General features: G+C 41.1%; 14 protein-coding genes. 2 read left to right on the forward strand and 12 right to left on the reverse strand.

Annotated features, from left to right (window positions below; all coding sequences use genetic code 11):
- Positions 1 to 351: 351 nt before the first annotated feature.
- The 4 genes from ACWXWT_RS10765 to ACWXWT_RS10780 all read right to left on the reverse strand — a co-directional run bounded on the left by ACWXWT_RS10765 (position 352) and on the right by ACWXWT_RS10780 (position 8,020).
- Positions 352 to 1,626 (reverse strand): peptidoglycan DD-metalloendopeptidase family protein, encoded by a 1,275-nt coding sequence (locus ACWXWT_RS10765; RefSeq protein ID WP_456041584.1) that lies wholly within the window; start codon positions 1,624 to 1,626, stop codon positions 352 to 354.
- Between the two features lie 310 nt (positions 1,627 to 1,936).
- Positions 1,937 to 5,635, reverse strand: a complete 3,699-nt coding sequence (locus tag ACWXWT_RS10770; RefSeq protein ID WP_456041585.1) for an AAA family ATPase — start codon at positions 5,633 to 5,635, stop codon at positions 1,937 to 1,939.
- The gene (gene sbcD, locus ACWXWT_RS10775; RefSeq protein ID WP_456041586.1) at positions 5,632 to 6,975 is read right to left on the reverse strand and encodes an exonuclease subunit SbcD; all 1,344 of its coding nucleotides are present in this window, start codon (positions 6,973 to 6,975) and stop codon (positions 5,632 to 5,634) included. Before sbcD ends, ACWXWT_RS10770 begins: the two co-directional genes overlap by 4 nt.
- A 283-nt stretch (positions 6,976 to 7,258) precedes the next feature.
- On the reverse strand, positions 7,259 to 8,020 hold the full coding sequence (locus ACWXWT_RS10780) for a TSUP family transporter (RefSeq protein ID WP_456041587.1): 762 nt from the start codon (positions 8,018 to 8,020) through the stop codon (positions 7,259 to 7,261).
- A gap of 274 nt (positions 8,021 to 8,294) precedes the next feature.
- Here ACWXWT_RS10780 and ACWXWT_RS10785 point away from each other — a divergent pair, with 274 nt between their 5' ends.
- Complete coding sequence (locus ACWXWT_RS10785) at positions 8,295 to 8,972, forward strand: SDR family NAD(P)-dependent oxidoreductase (RefSeq protein ID WP_456041588.1); 678 nt, start codon at positions 8,295 to 8,297, stop codon at positions 8,970 to 8,972.
- Positions 8,973 to 9,165: 193 nt separating this feature from the next.
- Here ACWXWT_RS10785 and ACWXWT_RS10790 read toward each other — a convergent pair whose 3' ends face one another.
- The 8 genes from ACWXWT_RS10790 to ACWXWT_RS10825 all read right to left on the reverse strand — a co-directional run bounded on the left by ACWXWT_RS10790 (position 9,166) and on the right by ACWXWT_RS10825 (position 19,433).
- Positions 9,166 to 9,558 carry a ribonuclease E inhibitor RraB gene (locus tag ACWXWT_RS10790; protein WP_456041589.1) on the reverse strand — a complete coding sequence of 131 codons (393 nt, stop codon included), beginning with the start codon at positions 9,556 to 9,558 and terminating at the stop codon, positions 9,166 to 9,168.
- A gap of 11 nt (positions 9,559 to 9,569) precedes the next feature.
- Entirely contained in the window at positions 9,570 to 9,803 is a 234-nt protein-coding gene (locus tag ACWXWT_RS10795) for an RNA-binding S4 domain-containing protein (protein WP_456041590.1), read from the reverse strand.
- 49 nt (positions 9,804 to 9,852) lie between these two features.
- Positions 9,853 to 10,659: an SDR family oxidoreductase gene (locus ACWXWT_RS10800; protein ID WP_456041591.1), complete on the reverse strand. Its 807-nt coding sequence runs from the start codon at positions 10,657 to 10,659 to the stop codon at positions 9,853 to 9,855.
- A gap of 152 nt (positions 10,660 to 10,811) precedes the next feature.
- Positions 10,812 to 12,017, reverse strand: a complete 1,206-nt coding sequence (locus ACWXWT_RS10805) for an HD-GYP domain-containing protein (RefSeq protein ID WP_456041592.1) — start codon at positions 12,015 to 12,017, stop codon at positions 10,812 to 10,814.
- A gap of 310 nt (positions 12,018 to 12,327) precedes the next feature.
- The gene (locus tag ACWXWT_RS10810; RefSeq protein ID WP_456041593.1) at positions 12,328 to 12,813 is read right to left on the reverse strand and encodes a DUF2919 domain-containing protein; all 486 of its coding nucleotides are present in this window, start codon (positions 12,811 to 12,813) and stop codon (positions 12,328 to 12,330) included.
- A 45-nt stretch (positions 12,814 to 12,858) separates the two neighbouring features.
- Entirely contained in the window at positions 12,859 to 14,874 is a 2,016-nt protein-coding gene (ligA, locus tag ACWXWT_RS10815; protein WP_456041594.1) for an NAD-dependent DNA ligase LigA, read from the reverse strand.
- 92 nt (positions 14,875 to 14,966) lie between these two features.
- On the reverse strand, positions 14,967 to 15,983 hold the full coding sequence (gene zipA, locus ACWXWT_RS10820) for a cell division protein ZipA (protein WP_456041595.1): 1,017 nt from the start codon (positions 15,981 to 15,983) through the stop codon (positions 14,967 to 14,969).
- Between the two features lie 21 nt (positions 15,984 to 16,004).
- Entirely contained in the window at positions 16,005 to 19,433 is a 3,429-nt protein-coding gene (locus ACWXWT_RS10825; protein WP_456041596.1) for an AAA family ATPase, read from the reverse strand.
- A 160-nt stretch (positions 19,434 to 19,593) separates the two neighbouring features.
- Here ACWXWT_RS10825 and cysZ point away from each other — a divergent pair, with 160 nt between their 5' ends.
- The gene (gene cysZ / locus ACWXWT_RS10830) at positions 19,594 to 20,367 is read left to right on the forward strand and encodes a sulfate transporter CysZ (RefSeq protein ID WP_456041597.1); all 774 of its coding nucleotides are present in this window, start codon (positions 19,594 to 19,596) and stop codon (positions 20,365 to 20,367) included.
- The last annotated feature ends 64 nt before the right edge of the window (positions 20,368 to 20,431 follow it).

Consider the following 20,431-nt stretch of genomic DNA (forward strand, 5'->3'; position numbering starts at 1 on the left):
TTTTTATGGAAAAAAATAGACCATGCCGTCGTATTTTGAAAGCATCTAACGAAGCATAAAGGACTTTGAAACCCGCCAGAATGGAGTCTCTCAGGTATTCCACTTCTGTGTTACATCGATTTAAAAGACAACAACCATTTCTACATCAATGTGCCTTGAATTGAAAAACCTGAGAGACTCTGAACTGACCAGATATTTAATGGGATTGGTATAATAATGTGTTCAATTAGCATCACTTAGTTTTTCACTCTGAGAGCAATTATTGAAACAATGGCTATTCTCTTATAAAAAATGCAGCCGATTGGCTGCATATAATAGTGTAATCACAATGGCGTTATAAGCTTCTACAGATTAACCTAAGTCCATCATCATGCTACGGCTACGTACTAATGATTGAAATGCTTGTAATTGCTTTTTAGGCAACACTTTAGCTTCTGCAATATTGGCTTTCATCGCGTCGACGGGACGACCATTTACAATAAATTCATAATGTAAATGTGGACCTGTTGAAGCGCCAGTATTTCCAGATAAGGCAATCACTTGACCACGAGTAACACGTTGACCTCTTTTAACTAAAAATCTCGACAAATGCAGGTAGCGGGTACGAACCTTATTATCGTGTTCAATCACAATATAATTTCCCGCAAAAGCATGCTTTTTCACTAATGTAACAACACCGTCTCCAGGCGCAACCACTTGAGTACCTATTGGTGTGGCAAAGTCTGTGCCATTGTGAGGACGAACACGCCCCGTAATTGGGTGCTTACGATAAGGGTTAAATCGCGAGCTTAAACGCACTTTTTTATTTAAAGGAATGCGTTGGAAAGCAGGTGCCAAACTCTGACCATTAATATCGTAATAATTACCATCGGTGTTTTGGAATGCAGTAATGTCTCGACGGCCAGTATTAATACGAATACCTTCAATCGAGGTCACACCTGTTGCTTCACCTTCCACAAATTGATCGTTAACTAATACCGAAAAAGTATCACCCGCACGCAAATCACGTGAAAAGTTTAATTTCGCTTTTAACAAAGATTCTACTTTTTGAATTTCGGCAGCACTTAACCCCGCACGTTTGGCTGATAGATAAAAAGATCCGTTGATTTCACCACCCACAATGCGGTTTTGCCAAATACCGTCAATATTTATGTCTTTTACTTCAAAACTGCCATCTTGAAAACGAGTGAACACCACTTGATGCGCAGGGTTGAAATACAATTCTAATTTTTCTAACTCACCATTAGCATTGTCCCAAAACTGGATACGGTTGCCGGGCAATAATGTATCTAAGGCAAGCACTTCTAAATCGGCTTCGAGCACTTTATACATGGTGCGCTGGTCGATGCCTGCTAGTTCAAATAAATGGCTTAAGGTATCGCCACTTTGAATAACACGATCAAGAATTGGGGTGACGTGATGAACAGCCACAGGTGCGTGATCTTGTTGGGTAATGTTCGGCAATAACGAGTCAATATCGATTGCCACTGGAATACGTTGTGTTGAAAACTCTTGTTGTGTTGGCCACAATAATGCTGCTCCAACAATAAATACACTTGCAAGCAAGACTTTCTTGTGCAAGTTGGGTAAGTTCAGCGAACTTACATCTGGCCTTTGGAGGCCCATAATTTTACTCAGTAGCAATGGTTAATCCACCCTAAAAGATGACGCTTTATATTTATTATTTTCTTTTATTATTGCGATACGAGCATAAAGTGAGTTCCCCCTATGCCTTCAAATCTTTTTTATAATATCTATGATCCAATTTTTGATACTACGAAGTCCGGTAAAACAGCTTAAAACAAGGACTTTTGAACTCAAATTGCATATCAACGCTCTTTTATATCAAAAAATAATCATATTACAAATATAAAATGTTATTTTATTCATATTAAATTTGAACTTGATAACAGTAATCATGGGAGTTAGCGGTCTATCAAGCCCCGTTAACCGCAAACTCACTTTGTAATTTGCTAATGCCAAGACCATTCATTTTATTCACTTTCACCTGCACGCTTATCCGCTCTTTCATGGCCTCGATATGGCTAATAACACCAATCATTTTGCCTGATGCATTTAAATTATCTAATGCGTCTAATGCCGTATCCAAGGTTTGGCTGTCCAAAGTACCAAAGCCTTCATCTAAAAACAGTGAGTCAATGCTCGTTTTATGGCTCACGAGATCAGAAAGCGCTAATGCAAGGGCCAAACTCACTAAAAAGCTTTCTCCACCAGACAGCGTCCGGGTATCACGCACGGCATCGCCCTGCCAAGTATCGAGTACTTGTAACTCTAATGCATCAGACTCTTTACGCTCCAGTAAGTAACGGGCGTGCAAACGCTCAAGCTGTCTGTTTGCCAAAGCGACTAAATGGTCCAAAGTGAGTCCTTGGGCAAATTTACGGAACTTATCGCCTTTTTGTGATCCAATTAACGAATGTAAATAAGCTAAGTCGTCGTAATCTTGCTGCATTTTCGCTTGCTCAAGGAGCAATGTCTGTTGCCCAGCACGTTTGTTAGCATCTTGTTCTAATTCAAGGGTTAAGCGCCAAAGTACTTGTTTATCTTGTTGAAGTGTTGCTTCTAGTGTTTGATGCTGTTGCACAACCTCGTTTTGGAGTGCTGCATCATAATCGTGTTGCTCGCCAAGCAGCTTAAGTTCGGTTTGACGCACTAAAGCCTGATCCACAAGGGTTTTAGTTTTAACAATGTCGTTGTCGAGCTGTTGCTTCAACTGTTGTAATGTTTGCCGTGCTTTGGGAGTTAATAGTGCTTGTTCAAATGCTTGTTGATTATCAAAGGGACTGGCTTGTAATGCTGTTTGCCACTGCGTTTGTAGTTGTTGTAATTCTTGTTGGGCATCACTTGCTTGGGTTATTACGCCTTGTTGCTGCACTTGTAATCCCGCGAGTAATTTGTCTGCGGCTTGTAACTGTTGTTGAAGCAATGTAAAAGCTTGTTGAGCCTGCTCTACCCGTGTTTGGCTAAGCCGTTTTTCATCGTCAATTACTTTATTTGCAAACAGTGCTTCACGTTGCTGTTGTACTTTATTGAGTTGTACCTGTTGGTTATCGACTTGCTCACTCAGTGACATAAACTGAGTGTTAAGCACATCAATCTGTTGTTGACTTGCGGTGAGCTTTTCTGTGGTGATGCTCAACTGCTGCTGGTTATCAATCGCTTGCTGCTTCGCCTGTGTCCAGAGATCGAGTTGCAGTTGTAGTTTATCTAACCATGTCATTGCATCGATAATGTTTGGTGGTGTAAGGTCAGTGGCAATAATTTGGGTTTCAAGAACAAGAATAATGTCGCGTTGTTGTGCACTAACCGACTCTATTTGTTGCTGGTACCCCAATAGTGCTTGTTGCATATTATCGAGTTGCTGCTCTAACAATCCTTGTTGATTAACTAATTTCCCAAGCGCTTGTTCTGCTTGTACGACACGCTGTTGATCTTGATGTAAGATCTTCTGACATTGATTGAGCTGACTCAGTGTGCTGGCTAATTGCTGTTGCTGAGTTTCAACGTTAGCAATATAAGTTGCCAACACATCTTGTTGCTGCACATCCAGTTGTAACGTAATGGCCAACGCTTTGGTTAACTGTTGCCATTGCTGCTGGGTAATGTGTAGTTCAGTTTGTGCTTGGGTTAATTGCTTGCATGAATTGTCATGATTGACTTGCAAGGCAGTTTGCTGATTTTTTAATTGTTCGCCTTGCAGTTTAATGGCATCAAGCTCATTTTGTAATTGTAGCGCTCGTTGTTCGGTAGCAGATACATTTAGCGTTTCATAACGTTCAATTAATGGATGCTCCGTGGAGCCGCATAAGGCGCAAGGCTCGCCGGCTTTAAGTTTGGCGCGCTCGATAGTTAAACTGGCAATTTGTTGTTCTTGCTGCAAAATCGTTTGGACATCTTTAACTTGCTGGTTTTTTTCACTCCATTGCGTTCTTACCTTCACCAACTCCTGGGCTAATACTTGTAGTTCAGTGTCAAACTGCGTGGTTTGACTCACCAACTGCTGACACTGCTGTTGTTGACGCTCAAATTGGCTAAATAATTGACTCAATTGATAGCGTTCTGCTTGCTGGTCGAGTAATTGTTGGTATTCAGCTTGGATTTGCGACTCATCTTGGCCAGACAGCAATGAAGTTAATGCCTGTTGACTATGAGCTTGCTGAGCTATTGCCTGTTTTAGCGTCGATTGTGCCTGAGATAGTTGCGGAGTAAGCGCTACACATGCGGCTTGGGTTTGCACCTTGTTGTTTTGTTGCTGAATAATATGCTCATTAGTTTGGCTTAACTGTTGTGTCAGTTGTAGTGCCTGATGATATTGGCTTTGCCAAGCAGCAAACTTTTTGGCAACGTCTTCACCTTGCGGCAAACTGTCGAGCTGTTGCTGGATGCATTGTTTTGTCTCTGTAAGTTGATGTTGTTGTAATTGTTGCTCTTGCTGAAGTGCTGCTGCTTTTTGTTGTTGCTCAGCAGTTTGCTGATGGCTTATTTTAACTTGGGATAACTGATAACTTAATTGCGTAATCTGTTGATCTAACGGTAACACTTGTTGGTCAATTAGGTTCAATAAGTCTTTGTGTGCGACAGAGACTTGCTCAAGATGTTTCTGTCCTTGGCTTTGCTTTTGTTTGTGGTTTTGCAACTCGCTCTCTGCTTGGCGAGTTTGCTGAGTCAGCCTGTCAATTTGAGCGGTCAATAATTGTGCTTTTTGCTGGGCTTTTTGTTGCTGTTCAAATAATGGTGAAATCTGTTGTGCAGGTTCACTGTGTTCAAGTTGTACTAATTCTTCACGATGTTGCTGCTGACGCATTAATGCTTGTTGCTGAGCATCGATTGCCTTGTTTAACGATACTTGCGCTTGTTGGCTGTTATCTGCCCAAGCCAGATATTGGCTTAGTTGTGCCAACTGCTGCTGGTCGCTTGCTAAAGTCAGTTTAAGCTGTTCAATTTGTTGTTGCTGATTTTCGCGTTGTTGTTCATCTAACAATTCTACGCTATCAAGCTTGGCCTCTAATACTTTCAAATTGGTTTTCGCATCACTAAAATGTTGATGCACTCGCGCGGATATTAGGCCATAAATTTCGGTACCGGTAAGTTCTTCTAATAGCTCAGCGCGATCATTGGCATCGGCATTTAAAAACGCGGCAAATTGCCCTTGAGACAACATCATTGATTTGGTAAAACGGGCAAAATCGAGTCCGGTTATCTCTTCAACTAACTCTGTTTTACGCTTAATCTGGCTGGCGAGAATTTTTCCATCACTGAGTTGAGCTAACTCAACTTGGGCATCTTGTAGATTACCGTCGGCTTTATCACGCGAGCGACGCTGGCTCCAAAAAGCACGGTAGGCAACGCCTTTGACTTCAAATTCAACTTCAGCTAAACATTCTGCGGTACCACGGGTCATTAACTCGTTAGTGGTTTTAGAGATGTTGCTTAATCGCGGCGTACGGTGATATAGCGCTAAACAAATAGCATCCAAAATAGTCGTTTTACCCGAACCTGTTGGACCGGTAATAGCAAATAAACCATTTTCAGCAAACGGTGATTGAGTAAAATCAATTTTCCACTCGTTTTTAAGTGAATTAATATTTTTAAAGCGAAGGCTTAATATCTTCATGCTTGCTCACCTTCTGCTGTGTCAGTCGCATTATTGTTTGATGCTATCGATTGAATCACCGATTCTTGCAACACATGGCTTGCTGCAGTTTCTTGAGTATTCCTCTCCGATTCTACCTCCTCTACCACCTGGCTAAATCGCTGCTTAATTCGGCTAAGTTGAGCTTGTTGTACATCTGTTTCAAATTGCTCTTGAGCTAGACGTCGAGCAAAAACATCGTTCACGCTCAGTTCAGATAAGGTTTCATTGTCCAGTTGTTTGATGTGTTGCTGACGCTGGCTTCTGGCACGTTTTAGTTGCAACACTTCAACAGCTTTATCTTGAGTCATATCGGCAATACGTGACTGTAAGTCAGATAAGTAATCTTGCTGCGAAACTTCAATGCTTAACCATGTTAATAGCGAACTTTCCGCTTGCGAAGGAAATTCACTCAATTGCTTTTCAATACTGTCTAAGTCGCCTTTTAACACCTGCATTGGCTGACACATGGGCACCATTAATGGTGTTATTTGCGCAAGCTTGGCTTCCGTAAATTCAACTAAAAACACCGACTTTTGTGCTTCGTTTTGCGTTGTTAGTTCATCAAAACTAAGTGCTATCGGTGAGCCGCTGTAACGAATGTGTTCAGACTTAGCCACCACTTGTGGCCGATGAATATGCCCAAGCGCTATATAATTTGCAGGAGGGAAATGGGCGGCATTAAACGCATCTAAACTGCCAATGTAAATATCTCGAACCGATTCCGATGTACTGGCCCCCACTGTCGTTAAATGGCCTGTTGCAATAATGGCAACAGGCGCTGTTAAGGTGGCATTTATCGCGCAGGCCTGCTCAAAACAACGCTGATACAAATCGCCGATGGCTTCGCCAAGTTTATGTTGCTTGTCACTAGAAGACTCACCTGACTCGCTAAGCACAATATCGCGAGGGCGTAAAAAAGGTAAACCACATAATATAGCACCAACTTCACCTTGTTTATTATTCAGCGTTATTACATGTTGACTAACATGTTCAAACGCTCCAGGTATTACAATGGTGTTTAGGCAGGCTAATAAGTGTCTCGATTCGTTAAGGGTCGAAACCGAGTCATGGTTGCCACCTAATATAATAAGCTGACAACCCGCTTGCTGAATTTGGACAATAAATTGATTGTATAACGTGCGGGCATAACTGGGCGGCGTACCGGTATCAAAAATATCGCCAGCGACAATAAGTGCATCAACTTGATGCACCGCAATTTGCTCTAGTAACCATGCCATAAAAGCTTGGTGTTCGGGGGCGCGGCTTTTGCCATAAAAGTATTGGCCCAAATGCCAATCTGACGTGTGAATGATGCGCATAACATCCCTTTATATTGAAACAAACACGAACGACATCCATGATGACGTTAACAAACTCAGATCATCGTGATTCTAGGGCCTGTTGATCTTTCAAGGCTGTGGTGAAGCGAATTGTTGATCTATAACTGAAACCATAAGTTACAAGGCAGAGGCTTTGTTGTGTCGTTATTTTACATCAAAAGCCAATAACGCTGTAGAAATGACCAACAAACATCGCTCGAAGGGTCGGCTAAAAACCTTTTTCTTGAACAAAATTCAACCATGATAGTTCAACAGGCCTTAATCACATATATTGTGACCACAATAATTTACCACTCATACCAAAAGACATAATCACCACCAAAGGTTTGATAATTTTAACACCTTTAGTGACCACTAAACGTGAGCCCAGTGTTGCACCAATGGATTGCCCCACTAACATAAGTAACCCTAAAACAACCACAACTTGACCGCCAATTAAAAAGAATATTAATGAGGCTATGTTAGTCGCAAAGTTGAGCAGTTTTGCATGAGCTGTCGCTTTAGCTAAACCAAAGCCCGCTAGGGAGACAAATGCTAAAGCAAAAAAACTGCCTGTGCCGGGGCCAAAAAAGCCATCATACAAACCAACTCCTAATGCCGCAGTAAATGCAAACACGCTTGGGGTCAGCACTTGTTGACGGTCTTGTTCACTTATTTTTTTAGATAATAAAAAATAGCAGCCTATGGTCAAAATCAAAAATGGCAATACTACTTCTAATAATTTTGCATCAATCATTTGAACCAATATCGTACCTAGTGCTGCACCAATGAAAGCACACAGTAATGACAGTTTTATGCTGCGCAAATCAACCAAACCTTTACGGACAAAATAAAGGCTTGCAAAAAAACTACCACCACAGGCTTGCAATTTATTGGTGCCTAACGCTGCTGCGGGTGGTAACCCTGCCCACATCAATGCAGGAATAGTGAGTAACCCGCCACCACCTGCAATTGCGTCAATAAAACCTGCGATTAAGGCCACACCAAATAGAACAAGAGCGAGTTGGAGCGTAAGTTCAAACATAAAGATTCTCGTTAATAGCAACAAACGTGAAGTAGCAAGACACTTGATAAGGCGTTATTAGACAATCTTTATCGTAAAAATACAAAGCGTTCAGAGGAATTGATTCAATTTTCCTTAATTAACTGCTTATTCAACACTATAAGCGGTTAGTTAACAGCCTATTGTTGTTCGCACCTTACCAATTACCACCTTTTATGAAGCACGATCGCTTTGCTGTCTATCTCTTGATTGCTATAGTAGCCAGCCTTGAAAACATTTAACTGAAGGTTTTATTATGATTGTTATCACCGGTGCGAGTAGTGGCTTAGGTGCAGCACTGACGCAATTATTTGCAGCAGAAGATAATCCCCTGTTGATAACAGGCCGCAGCAAACAAAAATTAACAGATATTGTCGCCGGCTTAAGCAAACATGAACAAACTAACGTGTCATCCCACACCGCGGATTTATGTGTCGCTGAAGATGTAGACCAGTTATTTGCTCAGTTATCTGAGCCTCCAAGTCACGTAATACATTGTGCTGGCAGTGGTTATTTTGGGGCAATTGAACAACAAACCCCCGAGGCAATTAATCAGTTAATTCACAATAACCTGACGTCAAGCATTTTAGTATTGCGTGAATTGGTGAGCCGTTATCGTGATAATCATGTTACCGTTGTTGTTGTAATGTCCACGGCAGCACTAGCAGGCAAAGCTAATGAATCAACGTATTGTGCGGTTAAATGGGCGATTAAAGGGTTAGTAGAATCACTTCGTCTTGAGCTAAAAAGTAGCCCAATGAAACTTGTTGCGGTTTATCCTGGTGGTATGGCAACGAACTTCTGGCAAACCAGCGGTAAAGACATTGATACATCAAGCTTTATGACCGCGAAGGAAGCAGCGTTGATGCTAAAACAATCTTTAGCTGCAACTGAACATGGTTATGTGTCTGATATTACAATAAATAGAGGTTAATCTATTTCCCCTTGTCAACTTACGGGAAATAAATAAAACTTGGCACGAAATCGATTAAATAATGAAAAATTGATCACCACACGATCCAAAAAAATATCAAAAATAGTGTCGCTGTTGCTTAGCTATCAAAAGCAAAAAATAAAGCCGTTAATGCAAAGCATTAGCGGCTTTATTAATCGAGTACAATTACAGCTTAGTGATGACAATGCTCGCTGCATTCATGATCATCATCTTCATCAGCAAACTCATCGTCACCTTGTTGATGCTGCATTACACCCCAACCATCAGACACGCCATCAAACTCTTGGGCAAAGTTATTCAACTCGGTCTCTTTAGCAACTAAGGTGGCGTATTCTGGCACCATATGAAGGCAAACAATCACTTCCCACTTGGTACTTTCTTCATCGAAATTAAGCTCAAGCTCACCTTTCATATCGGTTTGGCTTAACGCTTCAATAGCGGATTCTGCATCACGCTGATCATCGAACACTAAGAAAAAATCAACCTCAAGAGATTGCGTCAAATCAATACCGGCTTCAGCCATTGCGGCCAACATTTGGCCATTGTCATCATCTGGGAATTGCATTTATTAATCCTTTACTGAGCAGGAACTATTTCAACGTTTGAATCATTGAACGAAATAATATCGCCAACAACACATTTTTTACGTTTACGCGTATCAATTTCACCATTAACGGTAACTTGACCTTCAGTGATAACGTGTTTTGCTTCGCCACCACCATTCACTAAACCTTGCACTTTTAATACTTTGTACAGTTCTACGAATTCATCACCTGGAAGTAATGCAAACGCCTGAGTTTGAGTCGTCACTTTAATTGCCTTTTGATCAAAATATGCGGCTATTATAGCCTATGCACGTTTAGCAAGCATCAAGCATTTTAAGTGGATCGGGATGACGATATTCAAACCCTAAGTGCTGACAAATTAGCTGGCCATCGATAACTTTACTTGACTGTTGTTGCTGGTTAAATTGTGGCGCAATGAGTCCGAGATGTTCAGCTGCTGCTGCATAAAACTCGCCTCTTGTAGGGTGTTCTTCGGCCACAAGATTATAAATAGGCATTGTATGTTGGCTTGAAAGAATTAAACTAATTGCGGCAATACAATCATCTAAATGAACTAAATTAACAGCAACATTTGCACCACTAATATCAGTCTTACCGGCAAAAAAACGTCCAGGATGACGCTTCGGCCCCACTAAACCTGAAAATCGAACAATGCAACTGTTTGTCAATGCGGCAAACATTGCTTCAGCTTGCAATAATATTACACTGGTATCATTAAATGCGGCGGCATCATGTTCGGTCAGCGTTTGATCAAGTGGTGGGTACACCCCTGAAGTACTAATAAAAATCACTTTTTTGTATCGGCGTTCCCCCATTAAATTTTTCAACTGAATTAAATAGCCAAGATAGTCTGTTTCACCTCGCCTAAGGCCTGGTGGTAAGTTGATAACAATTGCATCGGCATCAAATAACGTTGAGCATTTAACCTCGGAAGTGACATTTGCCAAATCCAGTTGATATGCCTCAATACCTGCTAGCGGTAATGGGACTAAATCAATTGGATTGCGTTTCGATGCTTTGACCTGAAATCCTTGTTGAACTAAGTGTTTGGCTAACGGAAAACCAAACCAACCGCATCCAATAATGGTAATTATGTTCATTTATGCTCAATATGATGTTAAATGTTCAAGATAAATTGTGCTGTTATGTGACAATGTTATACAAAAAAGAGCTTAAAAACATGTTGTTATGCTGCATGATAAGCAATAATTCAGTAACAAGAAGCCACACTAAATCAATTGGCCTGAATCAATTATGGCGAATGGTTGAAATTATTAAAATAGAAACTAATTGGATTATTAGCTTGTAATGTTTTAATCGCACCGTCGGATAAGTCATCTAACTTAACAACTTCTTTGACTTGTACATCTTCATTAATTAAAAAACGAAAGCTAGGTTCTGCACCACCAATATCACAAGACCATACATGTGGCTGCTTAACATCTGCCGTCGTCATCATCACCTTTGCAAGGCTGTCGTCTGTTAAACGCACTATGGTGCCAGGTGGATAAATACCTAAAATTTTAACTAACACAGAAATCAAATTATCATTGTGTTTGCTGCTATGGTTTTTAAATAAAATGCCCAGTGCAACTTGAGGTGTTTGGTATTGCTGAAGCAGGGTTTCGTAATCATTGGCTAGCGACACTACTTGTGTTGTGAATAATATTTTGGCTTCGGACAAATTATCAGGGTAACCACTGCCATCAATAAACTCATGGTGATGCAAAACAATATCTAACATGGCTTCAGGAAATAACCCTGTTCGGTTAAGCATGTCATAGCCAAAATTGGGATGCATTTTTAAGAAGTTCATTTCTACATCGGTTAATTCACCGCGCTTACGCCTTATCATATCGGGCACTTTGAGCTTACCGATATCATGAAACAAGCTACCTAAAGCAATATCACGCACATCTTTCTTAGATAATGATAACGAGTGGGCAATCATCATCGAAAGTACGGCGACCGAAATACCATGCTGAGTGACGCTCATGTCAGTTTCACCACTGCCCACTAGGGTTAAATGCGGGGTTTCACTTTCATACAGATGATCGACTAAATCTTCAACTAGTGTTGCTGCTTCACGGTAAGCGCCTTCTGGATCACTGACCACTTTTCCAAATACGGTTCTACTGTCGTTTACCGACTTAACAAAGCGTTGCTGACTAACACGCATACTTTTTTTGGCCAAGGTGCGGTAATCAACTTCATGATTAGCGACCTCTTCATTCTGCTCGAGAGCAGCAGGTTCAGCAGCTTCAATTAGCAAATCATGGCCATCAATAACGTATACGAACTCAACATCGAGCCCTTTGATCATCTCGATTTGAACTTGTTGCTCTAATTTGACTTTACTACGAAAAAAAGGATGGCTAGTCCATGATAAAGGAAGCTTAACGGTTAACCCGATAACCAATTGCGAAACAGGTATTTGTGTTAATTCTGCTTTAGCCAAACTATAAATCCTTTTCACATGGGCCAAGTAATGGCTGTGATGACAATGTCATTTTTATATTATATTAAATAAAGTGATGTATATCGTGATGTTACATTTTTACTCACTCAATAAATATAGTGCATTTATCACATAACGTACATTATTTAGTATGTTAGTGACTTTGATCACTAGGGTATGCTGATCTTTCAAGGTTGGTTATGCTGTTAATTGTTGGTCATTACTTAAATATGAGCGACAAGGCTGAGGCTTTGTGGTGGCGTTATTCTAGATAAAAAGTCGATAACGCAGTAAAAATGACCAAAAAAGATCAACAAACCTTGGATGCTGAGTCATCTTGCGCCCAGTCTGCAAAATAATAATGCAATCGTTTCGATTTAAGGACATAAATAACAGACCAAAAAAGCACAAGTGCGTCCAGTGAGTAACCTACTTTAAATAAGTAGTCATCATGCACAATCCGTTGGAATAAAAAAACACCATCTAATATAAGTAAAGCCCATAAAATCCAAATACTTCGGCTAAATAATGGTCTTAAGATTAACCAACTGCGTTTTCGCTCAGCAATCACTAACCCGTAAAGGAATACTGCGCCACCACCTGCAACCAAAGCCAGTATAAAATCGCTTTTTTCAGGGTAAAATAAACGAACTAAACCCGCACGATCATTAAACTGTGTTAATGAGGCAATAAAAATACACCAGCCTCGCGCAAGAAAAACAAGGATTAAATATAAAAAAACAGGTGGCTTTATATGGCCACGTTCATCCAACCAAGTAATATGACTAAAATTCACGATAAGCTCTTATCAGCTGTTACGAGTATCAATAAAAAACCAGTGTTATTCATTTTTTGCATTAAGCAAGTCCAACAAGCCCTGTTCATCAATCACATTAATACCTAATTCTTGCGCTTTAGCCAATTTAGACCCTGCAGCCTCTCCAGCAACAACACAATCGGTGTTTTTTGACACACTGCCTGCCACTTTAGCGCCTAAAGCCTGTAATTGAGCTTTAGCGTCATTACGATTCAGCTGGGTTAACGTGCCCGTTAATACCCATGTTTGGCCTTTAAGGCGCAATTGCGCTTCATCTGCTTGTTCGATAACAGGCCAAGTAATACCTGCGGCTAGCAGTTGTTCAATCACTTCAATATTATGTGGCTGAGCAAAGAACTGACGAATATGTTTCGCGACGATGTCACCAACATCTGCCACCTCAAGTAGCTGTTCAACACTTGCCGTACGGATCCGCTCAAAATCGGCAAAATGTTGCGCTAAATTAGCAGCTGTCGCCTCACCCACCTCACGAATACCTAGACTATATAAAAAACGCGCCAAGGTGGTTGTTTTCGCGTCTTTAATCGCGGCAACAATATTAGTGGCAGATTTCATTGCCATACGATCGAGCATGGTGACAGTTGAAGCCGTGAGTGCAAATAAGTCTGCTGGGGTTTTAACTAATTCTTTATCTATCAATTGCTCGACAATTTTATCGCCCATGCCATCAATATTTAACGCTTTTCTGGATGCAAAATGTTTAATCGCTTCTTTTCTTTGTGCCTCACAAAATAAACCGCCACTACAACGTGCTACGGCTTCACCTTCTAGGCGCTCAACAATACTTTGGCAAACAGGGCAATGTTCAGGGAAAATAATATCTTGGGCATCATCAGGGCGTTTTTCAGGAACAATAGCAACAATTTGTGGGATCACGTCGCCAGCACGACGAATAATGACGGTATCACCAATCTTAACGCCGAGACGGGCAATTTCATCAGCATTATGTAAGGTAGCATTAGACACAGTGACGCCGCCGACGAACACAGGTTTGAGACGCGCAACAGGCGTTACGGCTCCCGTTCTACCAACTTGAAAGTCAACAGCCTCTAATAAGGTTATTTCTTCTTGTGCAGGGAATTTATAGGCGATAGCCCATCGAGGTGCTTTGGCAACAAAACCAAGAGTTTGTTGCTTAGCAATATCGTTCACCTTAATTACCACACCATCAATTTCATATTCTAGCGCAGAGCGCCTGGCCATGATATCGGCATAATAGGCGTAAACTTGTTCTAATGACTCTGTTACCTGCACTTCACTACTAACGGGGATCCCCCATTGTTTTAGTTGTGTCAGTTGGCCAAAATGTGTTGTTTGCATCGGTTGTGATTCACCTTCAACCACACCTAATGCATAAGCATAAAACCCTAGCGCGCGTGAAGCGGTAATTTTACTGTCTAATTGGCGTAAACTACCTGCAGCGGCATTACGAGGATTAACGAATACTTTGTCGCCTTTAGTTATTTGACGCTGGTTTAACGCCTCAAATGCAGATTTTGGCATAAAAACTTCGCCTCGCACTTCAACTAAATCAGGAAACCCTTCTCCACGTAATTTAAGCGGAATAGAACGAATAGTACGGACATTTTCAGTAATGTCTTCACCGACACTGCCGTCGCCACGTGTGGCAGCGCGTTCAAGAACGCCTAAACGATAGGTAATACTTACAGCCAGTCCGTCCAGTTTAGGTTCGCAAACATAATTAACGCTATCCACTTTGTCTGTAATACGTTTATTAAATGCTGCAAAATCAGCTTGTTCAAACGCATTGTCGAGACTTAACATCGGTTTAAGGTGCGTTATTTGAGCAAATTTCTGCAATGCCATACCACCGACTCGTTGGGTCGGTGAATCCACTGATTTAAATTGCGGATAGTCATGCTCTAACTCTGTTAACCGTTTAATTAATCTATCGTATTCAGCATCGGGAATTGACGGAGCATCATCAACATAATAACGAATATTATGTTGATTAATTGTGTCAGTCAGTTGATCCATTTCCGTGTGAATGGCGTGCATTGTGATATCCGTCATACGTTGTGTAACTCTATATAAAAATAAGGGCATAAAACAATTAAGGCCGCTGCTGCGGCCTTAATGAAAACATAAACCTACGCAGCATTCAGTCGTCGTAGATAATCTTTTTTGGTGTCATCTGACCAAGGTTGGCGTTGCCCATCTAATAATTCAGCGTTTAGGTCTTCGGCGATTTGATAAGCCGAGTTCAGCATAATAGTAAAGTTCATTAATGGATCGCCATAACAAGGTAAAGTCATAAATAGCACCACACCTTGAGTAACAAACTGTTCCATATTGTCTGGGTCAAATACGCCAGGCTTGAGCATGTTAGCAACTGAAAACAACACCTTGCCTGTGCCAGCATTATCAATATGACGATGAAAAATATCCATATCACCAAACTTAAAGTTAAGTGATAACAAACTCGGCAACAGTTCAGCCCCTTGAATTTGTTCACCGGCTTTAGCCACGACGTGAAGTACTAATACGTCAGTAGGCTCAACGGGCTCACTTTCAAGTGTTGTCTCAGGTTCCACCACCGGCTCTATTGGCTCTGTGATCGTTTTTTGTGGCTCTGTTTTAACATTTGTTGTGGTGGCTGTTACACCTGAATAACTGGTGAGTGGACCACGTGTCGTAGTTGCATTGATGATTTTCTTAGGTTTAGCCATTGATACAGTAGGATCTTTGACCACCGTTTGAGCTTGAACATCATCTTCGTCTTCAGCAAATAAGGTTTGTTGTGTAGGGGGGAGGGCTTTACTGATGTCAGAAGCAGATTGACGCAACGGTTCCTTAGACTGAGTATTAGAAAATGTGGGTTCAGCTTTTATCGATGGGCGAGCCTCTGGTGTATCATGTGTTTTTAACGTGGGCTTACTGACGGTTTCTTCAATATCATCGAGTTTACGCACACGCACTTTACCAATACCATCTGCGTCAAAACCTTCTGAGTCCCGACGTTGAGCTTGATCTTTATAAAATCCAGCCATAGGGCTTTGTTTCATGGATTTAGGTTGTTGTTTACGAATCGACCAAAAACCGTGCACTAATACTGCAATAATTGCGATAGCGCCTAATACGAACAACACCAGTTGTAGATCTTTCATTAGATTCCCTGTCTTCCTAATTTATACCGCATCAGCCATAGCAACTGCAGCTTCAATATCCACTGCGACTATCCTTGAAACACCCGGTTCATGCATAGTAACGCCAATAAGTTGATCAGCCATTTCCATTGTTATTTTATTATGACTGATATAAATAAATTGCACACTTTGTGACATTTCTTCTAGTAAGCGACAAAAACGTTCAACGTTGGCGTCATCCAAAGGTGCATCCACTTCATCTAGCATACAAAAAGGTGCTGGATTCAGTCTAAAGATGGCAAAGACTAATGATAATGCGGTTAACGCTTTTTCTCCACCACTAAGTAAATGTATGGTGCTATTCTTCTTTCCTGGTGGCTGGGCCATAATGGTAACACCAGTATCAAGCAAATCATCATCAGTTAATGCCAAATAAGCTTTTCCCCCGCCAAAGACTTTAGGAAATAACAGCCCTAAATCATGGTTTACAGTGTCGAATGTGGCTTTAAAACGACTGCGGGTTTCTTTATCAATTTTACGGATCGCGTCTTCTAACGTCGTTAATCCTTTATTTAAATCGTCATCTTGGCTATCTAAATAGGCCTTTCGCTCTCGTTGTAACTCAAACTCTTCAATGGCTGCAAGATTAATGGCACCTAAACGTACTATTTTTTGTTTTACTTTTTCAAGCTGCTGCGCCCACTCATTTGCTGAAGCATGAGCGGGCATGTCGTCAATCACTTGTTGTAACTGAATTTGCTGCTCTTGCAATAATTGCAGCTGTGCATTCGCCTGCCCTTTTAACCCTTCACGACGTAACTTTAACGTGCTTATTGTTTGAGTCAAGTCCTGTAACGCTACAAGCTGTTGTTTTTGAATCAATACTGAACTGTCTAAACTCGTTTGCAACTCAGCTTGTTGCCCTCTGTTTTGTTGTAATTTCAGCTGCAAGGCTTGTTGTTGCTCAAGCGCGTCAGCTAACTGTGCAGATAGTTGGGCTAATTGATGTTCACCATGTTGCAACTGAGTGTCTTGCAACATTTGTTGTAACTGTGCGAATTGGTTTGATAATTCAGATTGTTTTTCAATTTTTTGTTGTAACTGTTGCTGACTTAACGCCTGCTCAGTGGCATGTTGTTGTAAACGAGTTTTAAGCAGGGTTAACTTAGCCATGGCTTCTGCACGTGTAGATTTAGTTTCACGCAGTTTAGCTTGACTAGTTTGCCAAGCATGTTGCGCCACTTCGTGTTGATTAATGGCTGTGGATAATGCATCTTCTTGGGTTGTCAGCTGTGACTCGCATGCTTCTATCTGCATTTGTTTGTGATTATAAGCCTGTTCAAGTTTGACCAACGTGTCCTGGCATTGTTGTTGTTTTTGTTGTTTTTCTGCATTTTGCTGACGAAGACTTGCTACCGTTGAGTGCAGTTTAGTCTGGCTTATTTGCAGTTGATGACACGATTGTTGCACTTGACCTAATGTCACCTGATGAGCTGCAGCTTGTTGTGTCTGCTGAGTAAGTTGCTGCAATGCTAAGCTCAGGTCAGCTTCAAGTGCTTTCAACTCGTCAGCAAGCACAGTTCGCTCTTGGCTTAGAATAATGGCAGATTGACCGGCTTGGATGTGATTTAACACAAAACCATGTCCCACCAAATATCCTTCTTGAGTTGCGATATATTGCTCATCATTTAACTGTGGTAGTTGACGCTTAGCCTCGTCAATATTCTTGGCCCATAAAACTGATTTAAGCCAGGGAGCAAGATTAATCTCAGTATTTAGCGCAATATTATTAACCTGTTGTGCTTGAGGTATAAAGCCTATTGTAGGTTCGCTAGAGGAGAGCACCTCTGTTGTTAAAACAGGGAATTGGCTCAATCCATGCAGCACCATATCGACTGCTTTTTCCCATCCAGGTTTAACATCAATCACTTGCCATAGTTGTTGTCCGTCTGACTGAATATGACCTGCGAGTAGCTCATCGATAAGTTGTAAGCGCGAATGACGATGAGTAATCGTTTGCTTAAGGGATTGATAGTCTTCTCGGCTTTGCTCAACGGCTTCTTGGGCAGCGATAACGAGTTGCTCTAGCTGTTGCTGTTGTTGCTGTGTTGCCGCTAACTGTGTATCAATATTAGTTAATTGCAATTGTGCATCTGATAACTGCGCTTGATTATCTTGTTGATTAAGCGCTACAAGCTCTTGATTAAGCTGCCGTTTTTGACGACAATCTTGCTGTAGACTTTGTTGTTGATGGCTTAAACTTGATTGCGATAATGCAAGCTGCATTCGAGTAGCCGCTAAGGCCTCTGCATATTGGGTCAGTTGCCATTGTTGCTCGTCGCAAGCATCTTCAACCACGGCCAATTGCTCATCAATTAGTGCAAGTTCATCTTCAGCTTGTTGACATTCAGGACTAAGCTTGTCCGCTTGTGCAGATAACGTTTGGTCGTTTTTTGTTAACGCTGCAATATTCTGTTCGCCCATATTCAGCTGTTGTTGAAGCGCATTAATTTGTTGTTGTAAGTGCGAGTCCTGCTGTTGCTGGTGCTTAAGTTGCTGCTCAAACTTGGTAATGCTATTACCTGTTAAATAATACTGTTCAACTAACTTGTGTTCTGCATCACTCAATTCAGCCAGTTGTTGTGTTACCTGAGTAACACTGGTATTGGTGTGTTGTGATGTTGCTTGTAATTGTTCTGCTTGCACCTCTAATGCCATTGACTCAGCGTCAAGTTTATCCGTTTGAGCTAATAAATCTTGATACCGCATAACTAACAGCTGACTATGTAACTGACGTTCCGTTTCTTTTAATTCTCGATATTGCAGGGCTGCTTTGGCTTGCTGAGATAACTTATCAAGTTGCGCACCTAATTCGACTCGAATGTCATTTAAACGCTCAAGATTTTCACGGGTATGACGAATGCGGTTTTCGGTTTCTCGGCGACGTTCTTTATAACGAGAAATCCCTGCTGCTTCCTCAATAAACACCCTTAGTTCTTGTGGTTTAGACTCAATTAAACGTGAAATAGTACCTTGTTCAATGATCGCGTAACTACGAGGTCCTAGACCGGTACCCATGAATAAATCGGTAATGTCTTTGCGACGGCATTTTTGCCCATTTAAAAAGTAGCTAGATTCGCTATCACGGTTAACTTGGCGTTTAACTGAAATCTCTTGATAACTGGCATACTGACCAGCCAATCTTCCTTGAGAATTTTCAAACACCAGTTCAACACCCGCCACGGAAATGGGTTTACGTGCAGCTGAACCATTAAAAATGACATCGGTCATCGAATCGCCACGTAAATTTTTAGCTGAACTTTCACCCAATACCCAACGAACAGCATCAATCACATTGGATTTTCCGCAGCCGTTAGGACCGATAATCGCTGATAAAGCATTATCAAATGGGATTTTAGTTGGGTCTACAAACGACTTAAATCCAGCAAGTTTTATTTGTTTTAATCTCATGTTGCCAGTTCAGGTACGCATTAAAAGGAAAAAGCAGCTCACTTTAACAATTGAGCTGCATTTTGTAACGATTTTTATCCTTTAGATACGGTTTATCGCTTGTTTTATTGTCTTTGGCTAGTCAAAATCAGTGTCATGAGTCACAAAATAGGTGAGTTAAATGGTAATCAACTCTCAAACCGTTAGAAAAAGCGGTGTAAATTATTTTATTCAAGGCTTTCAATTGATTAAACAACCGGGGTTACGCTCATTTGTGTTTATCCCATTAATGATCAATTTAGTGCTTTTTGCGGGCGCAATGTATTTTGCGGTGAACCAACTAACAGGGTTATTTGACTGGATGAATGCCCAATTACCAGATTATTTAAGTTGGTTACATTTTTTTCTCTGGCCATTGGCGGTGTTAACCATGTTAGTGGTGATGTCATTTATATTCAGCTCGGTCATGAACTGGCTGGCGGCCCCTTTTAATGGTTTACTGGCCGAAAAAGTGGAACAACACTTAACAGGTAAAAACCTTAACACGGGAACGTCTATGGACATGGTAAAAGATTTACCACGTGTATTAGGCCGGGAATGGACAAAATTGAAATATTACTTACCCAGAGCATTACTCTTTTTAGTGTTGTTTTGGGTGCCAGTGATAGGCCAAACAGCTGCGCCCATTTTATGGTTTTTATTTACCGCATGGATGATGGCAATTCAATATTGCGATTACCCATTCGACAACCACAAGGTCAGCTTTACAGACATGAAGTTTGCCCTAAAAAATACCAAAGGCTCTAGCTACAGTTTTGGTGCGGCAGTGACATTGTTTTCAATGATCCCGATTGTTAACTTTATCGTTATGCCTGTGGCTATTTGCGGTGCAACTGCTATGTGGGTTGATAAATACCGTGAAGTTTATAAAAACCCCATGATTGCACCTGATTAATAAATTAAGTTAGCTGTTTTATAAAATAGCCCAGTCTGTCGATTGGGCTATTGATTCAATACCA

The organism is Shewanella sp. A22 (assembly GCF_053850585.1).

Excerpts from the sequence above, each read along its gene's own strand:
- ACWXWT_RS10765 (WP_456041584.1), bottom strand. The coding sequence starts at position 1,626 with ATGGGCCTCCAAAGGCCAGATGTAAGTTCGCTGAACTTACCCAACTTG.
- ACWXWT_RS10770 (WP_456041585.1), bottom strand. The coding sequence starts at position 5,635 with ATGAAGATATTAAGCCTTCGCTTTAAAAATATTAATTCACTTAAAAAC.
- sbcD (WP_456041586.1), bottom strand. The coding sequence starts at position 6,975 with ATGCGCATCATTCACACGTCAGATTGGCATTTGGGCCAATACTTTTAT.
- ACWXWT_RS10780 (WP_456041587.1), bottom strand. The coding sequence starts at position 8,020 with ATGTTTGAACTTACGCTCCAACTCGCTCTTGTTCTATTTGGTGTGGCC.
- ACWXWT_RS10785 (WP_456041588.1), top strand. The coding sequence starts at position 8,295 with ATGATTGTTATCACCGGTGCGAGTAGTGGCTTAGGTGCAGCACTGACG.
- ACWXWT_RS10790 (WP_456041589.1), bottom strand. The coding sequence starts at position 9,558 with ATGCAATTCCCAGATGATGACAATGGCCAAATGTTGGCCGCAATGGCT.
- ACWXWT_RS10800 (WP_456041591.1), bottom strand. The coding sequence starts at position 10,659 with ATGAACATAATTACCATTATTGGATGCGGTTGGTTTGGTTTTCCGTTA.
- ligA (WP_456041594.1), bottom strand. The coding sequence starts at position 14,874 with ATGCACGCCATTCACACGGAAATGGATCAACTGACTGACACAATTAAT.
- zipA (WP_456041595.1), bottom strand. The coding sequence starts at position 15,983 with ATGAAAGATCTACAACTGGTGTTGTTCGTATTAGGCGCTATCGCAATT.
- ACWXWT_RS10825 (WP_456041596.1), bottom strand. The coding sequence starts at position 19,433 with ATGAGATTAAAACAAATAAAACTTGCTGGATTTAAGTCGTTTGTAGAC.
- cysZ (WP_456041597.1), top strand. The coding sequence starts at position 19,594 with ATGGTAATCAACTCTCAAACCGTTAGAAAAAGCGGTGTAAATTATTTT.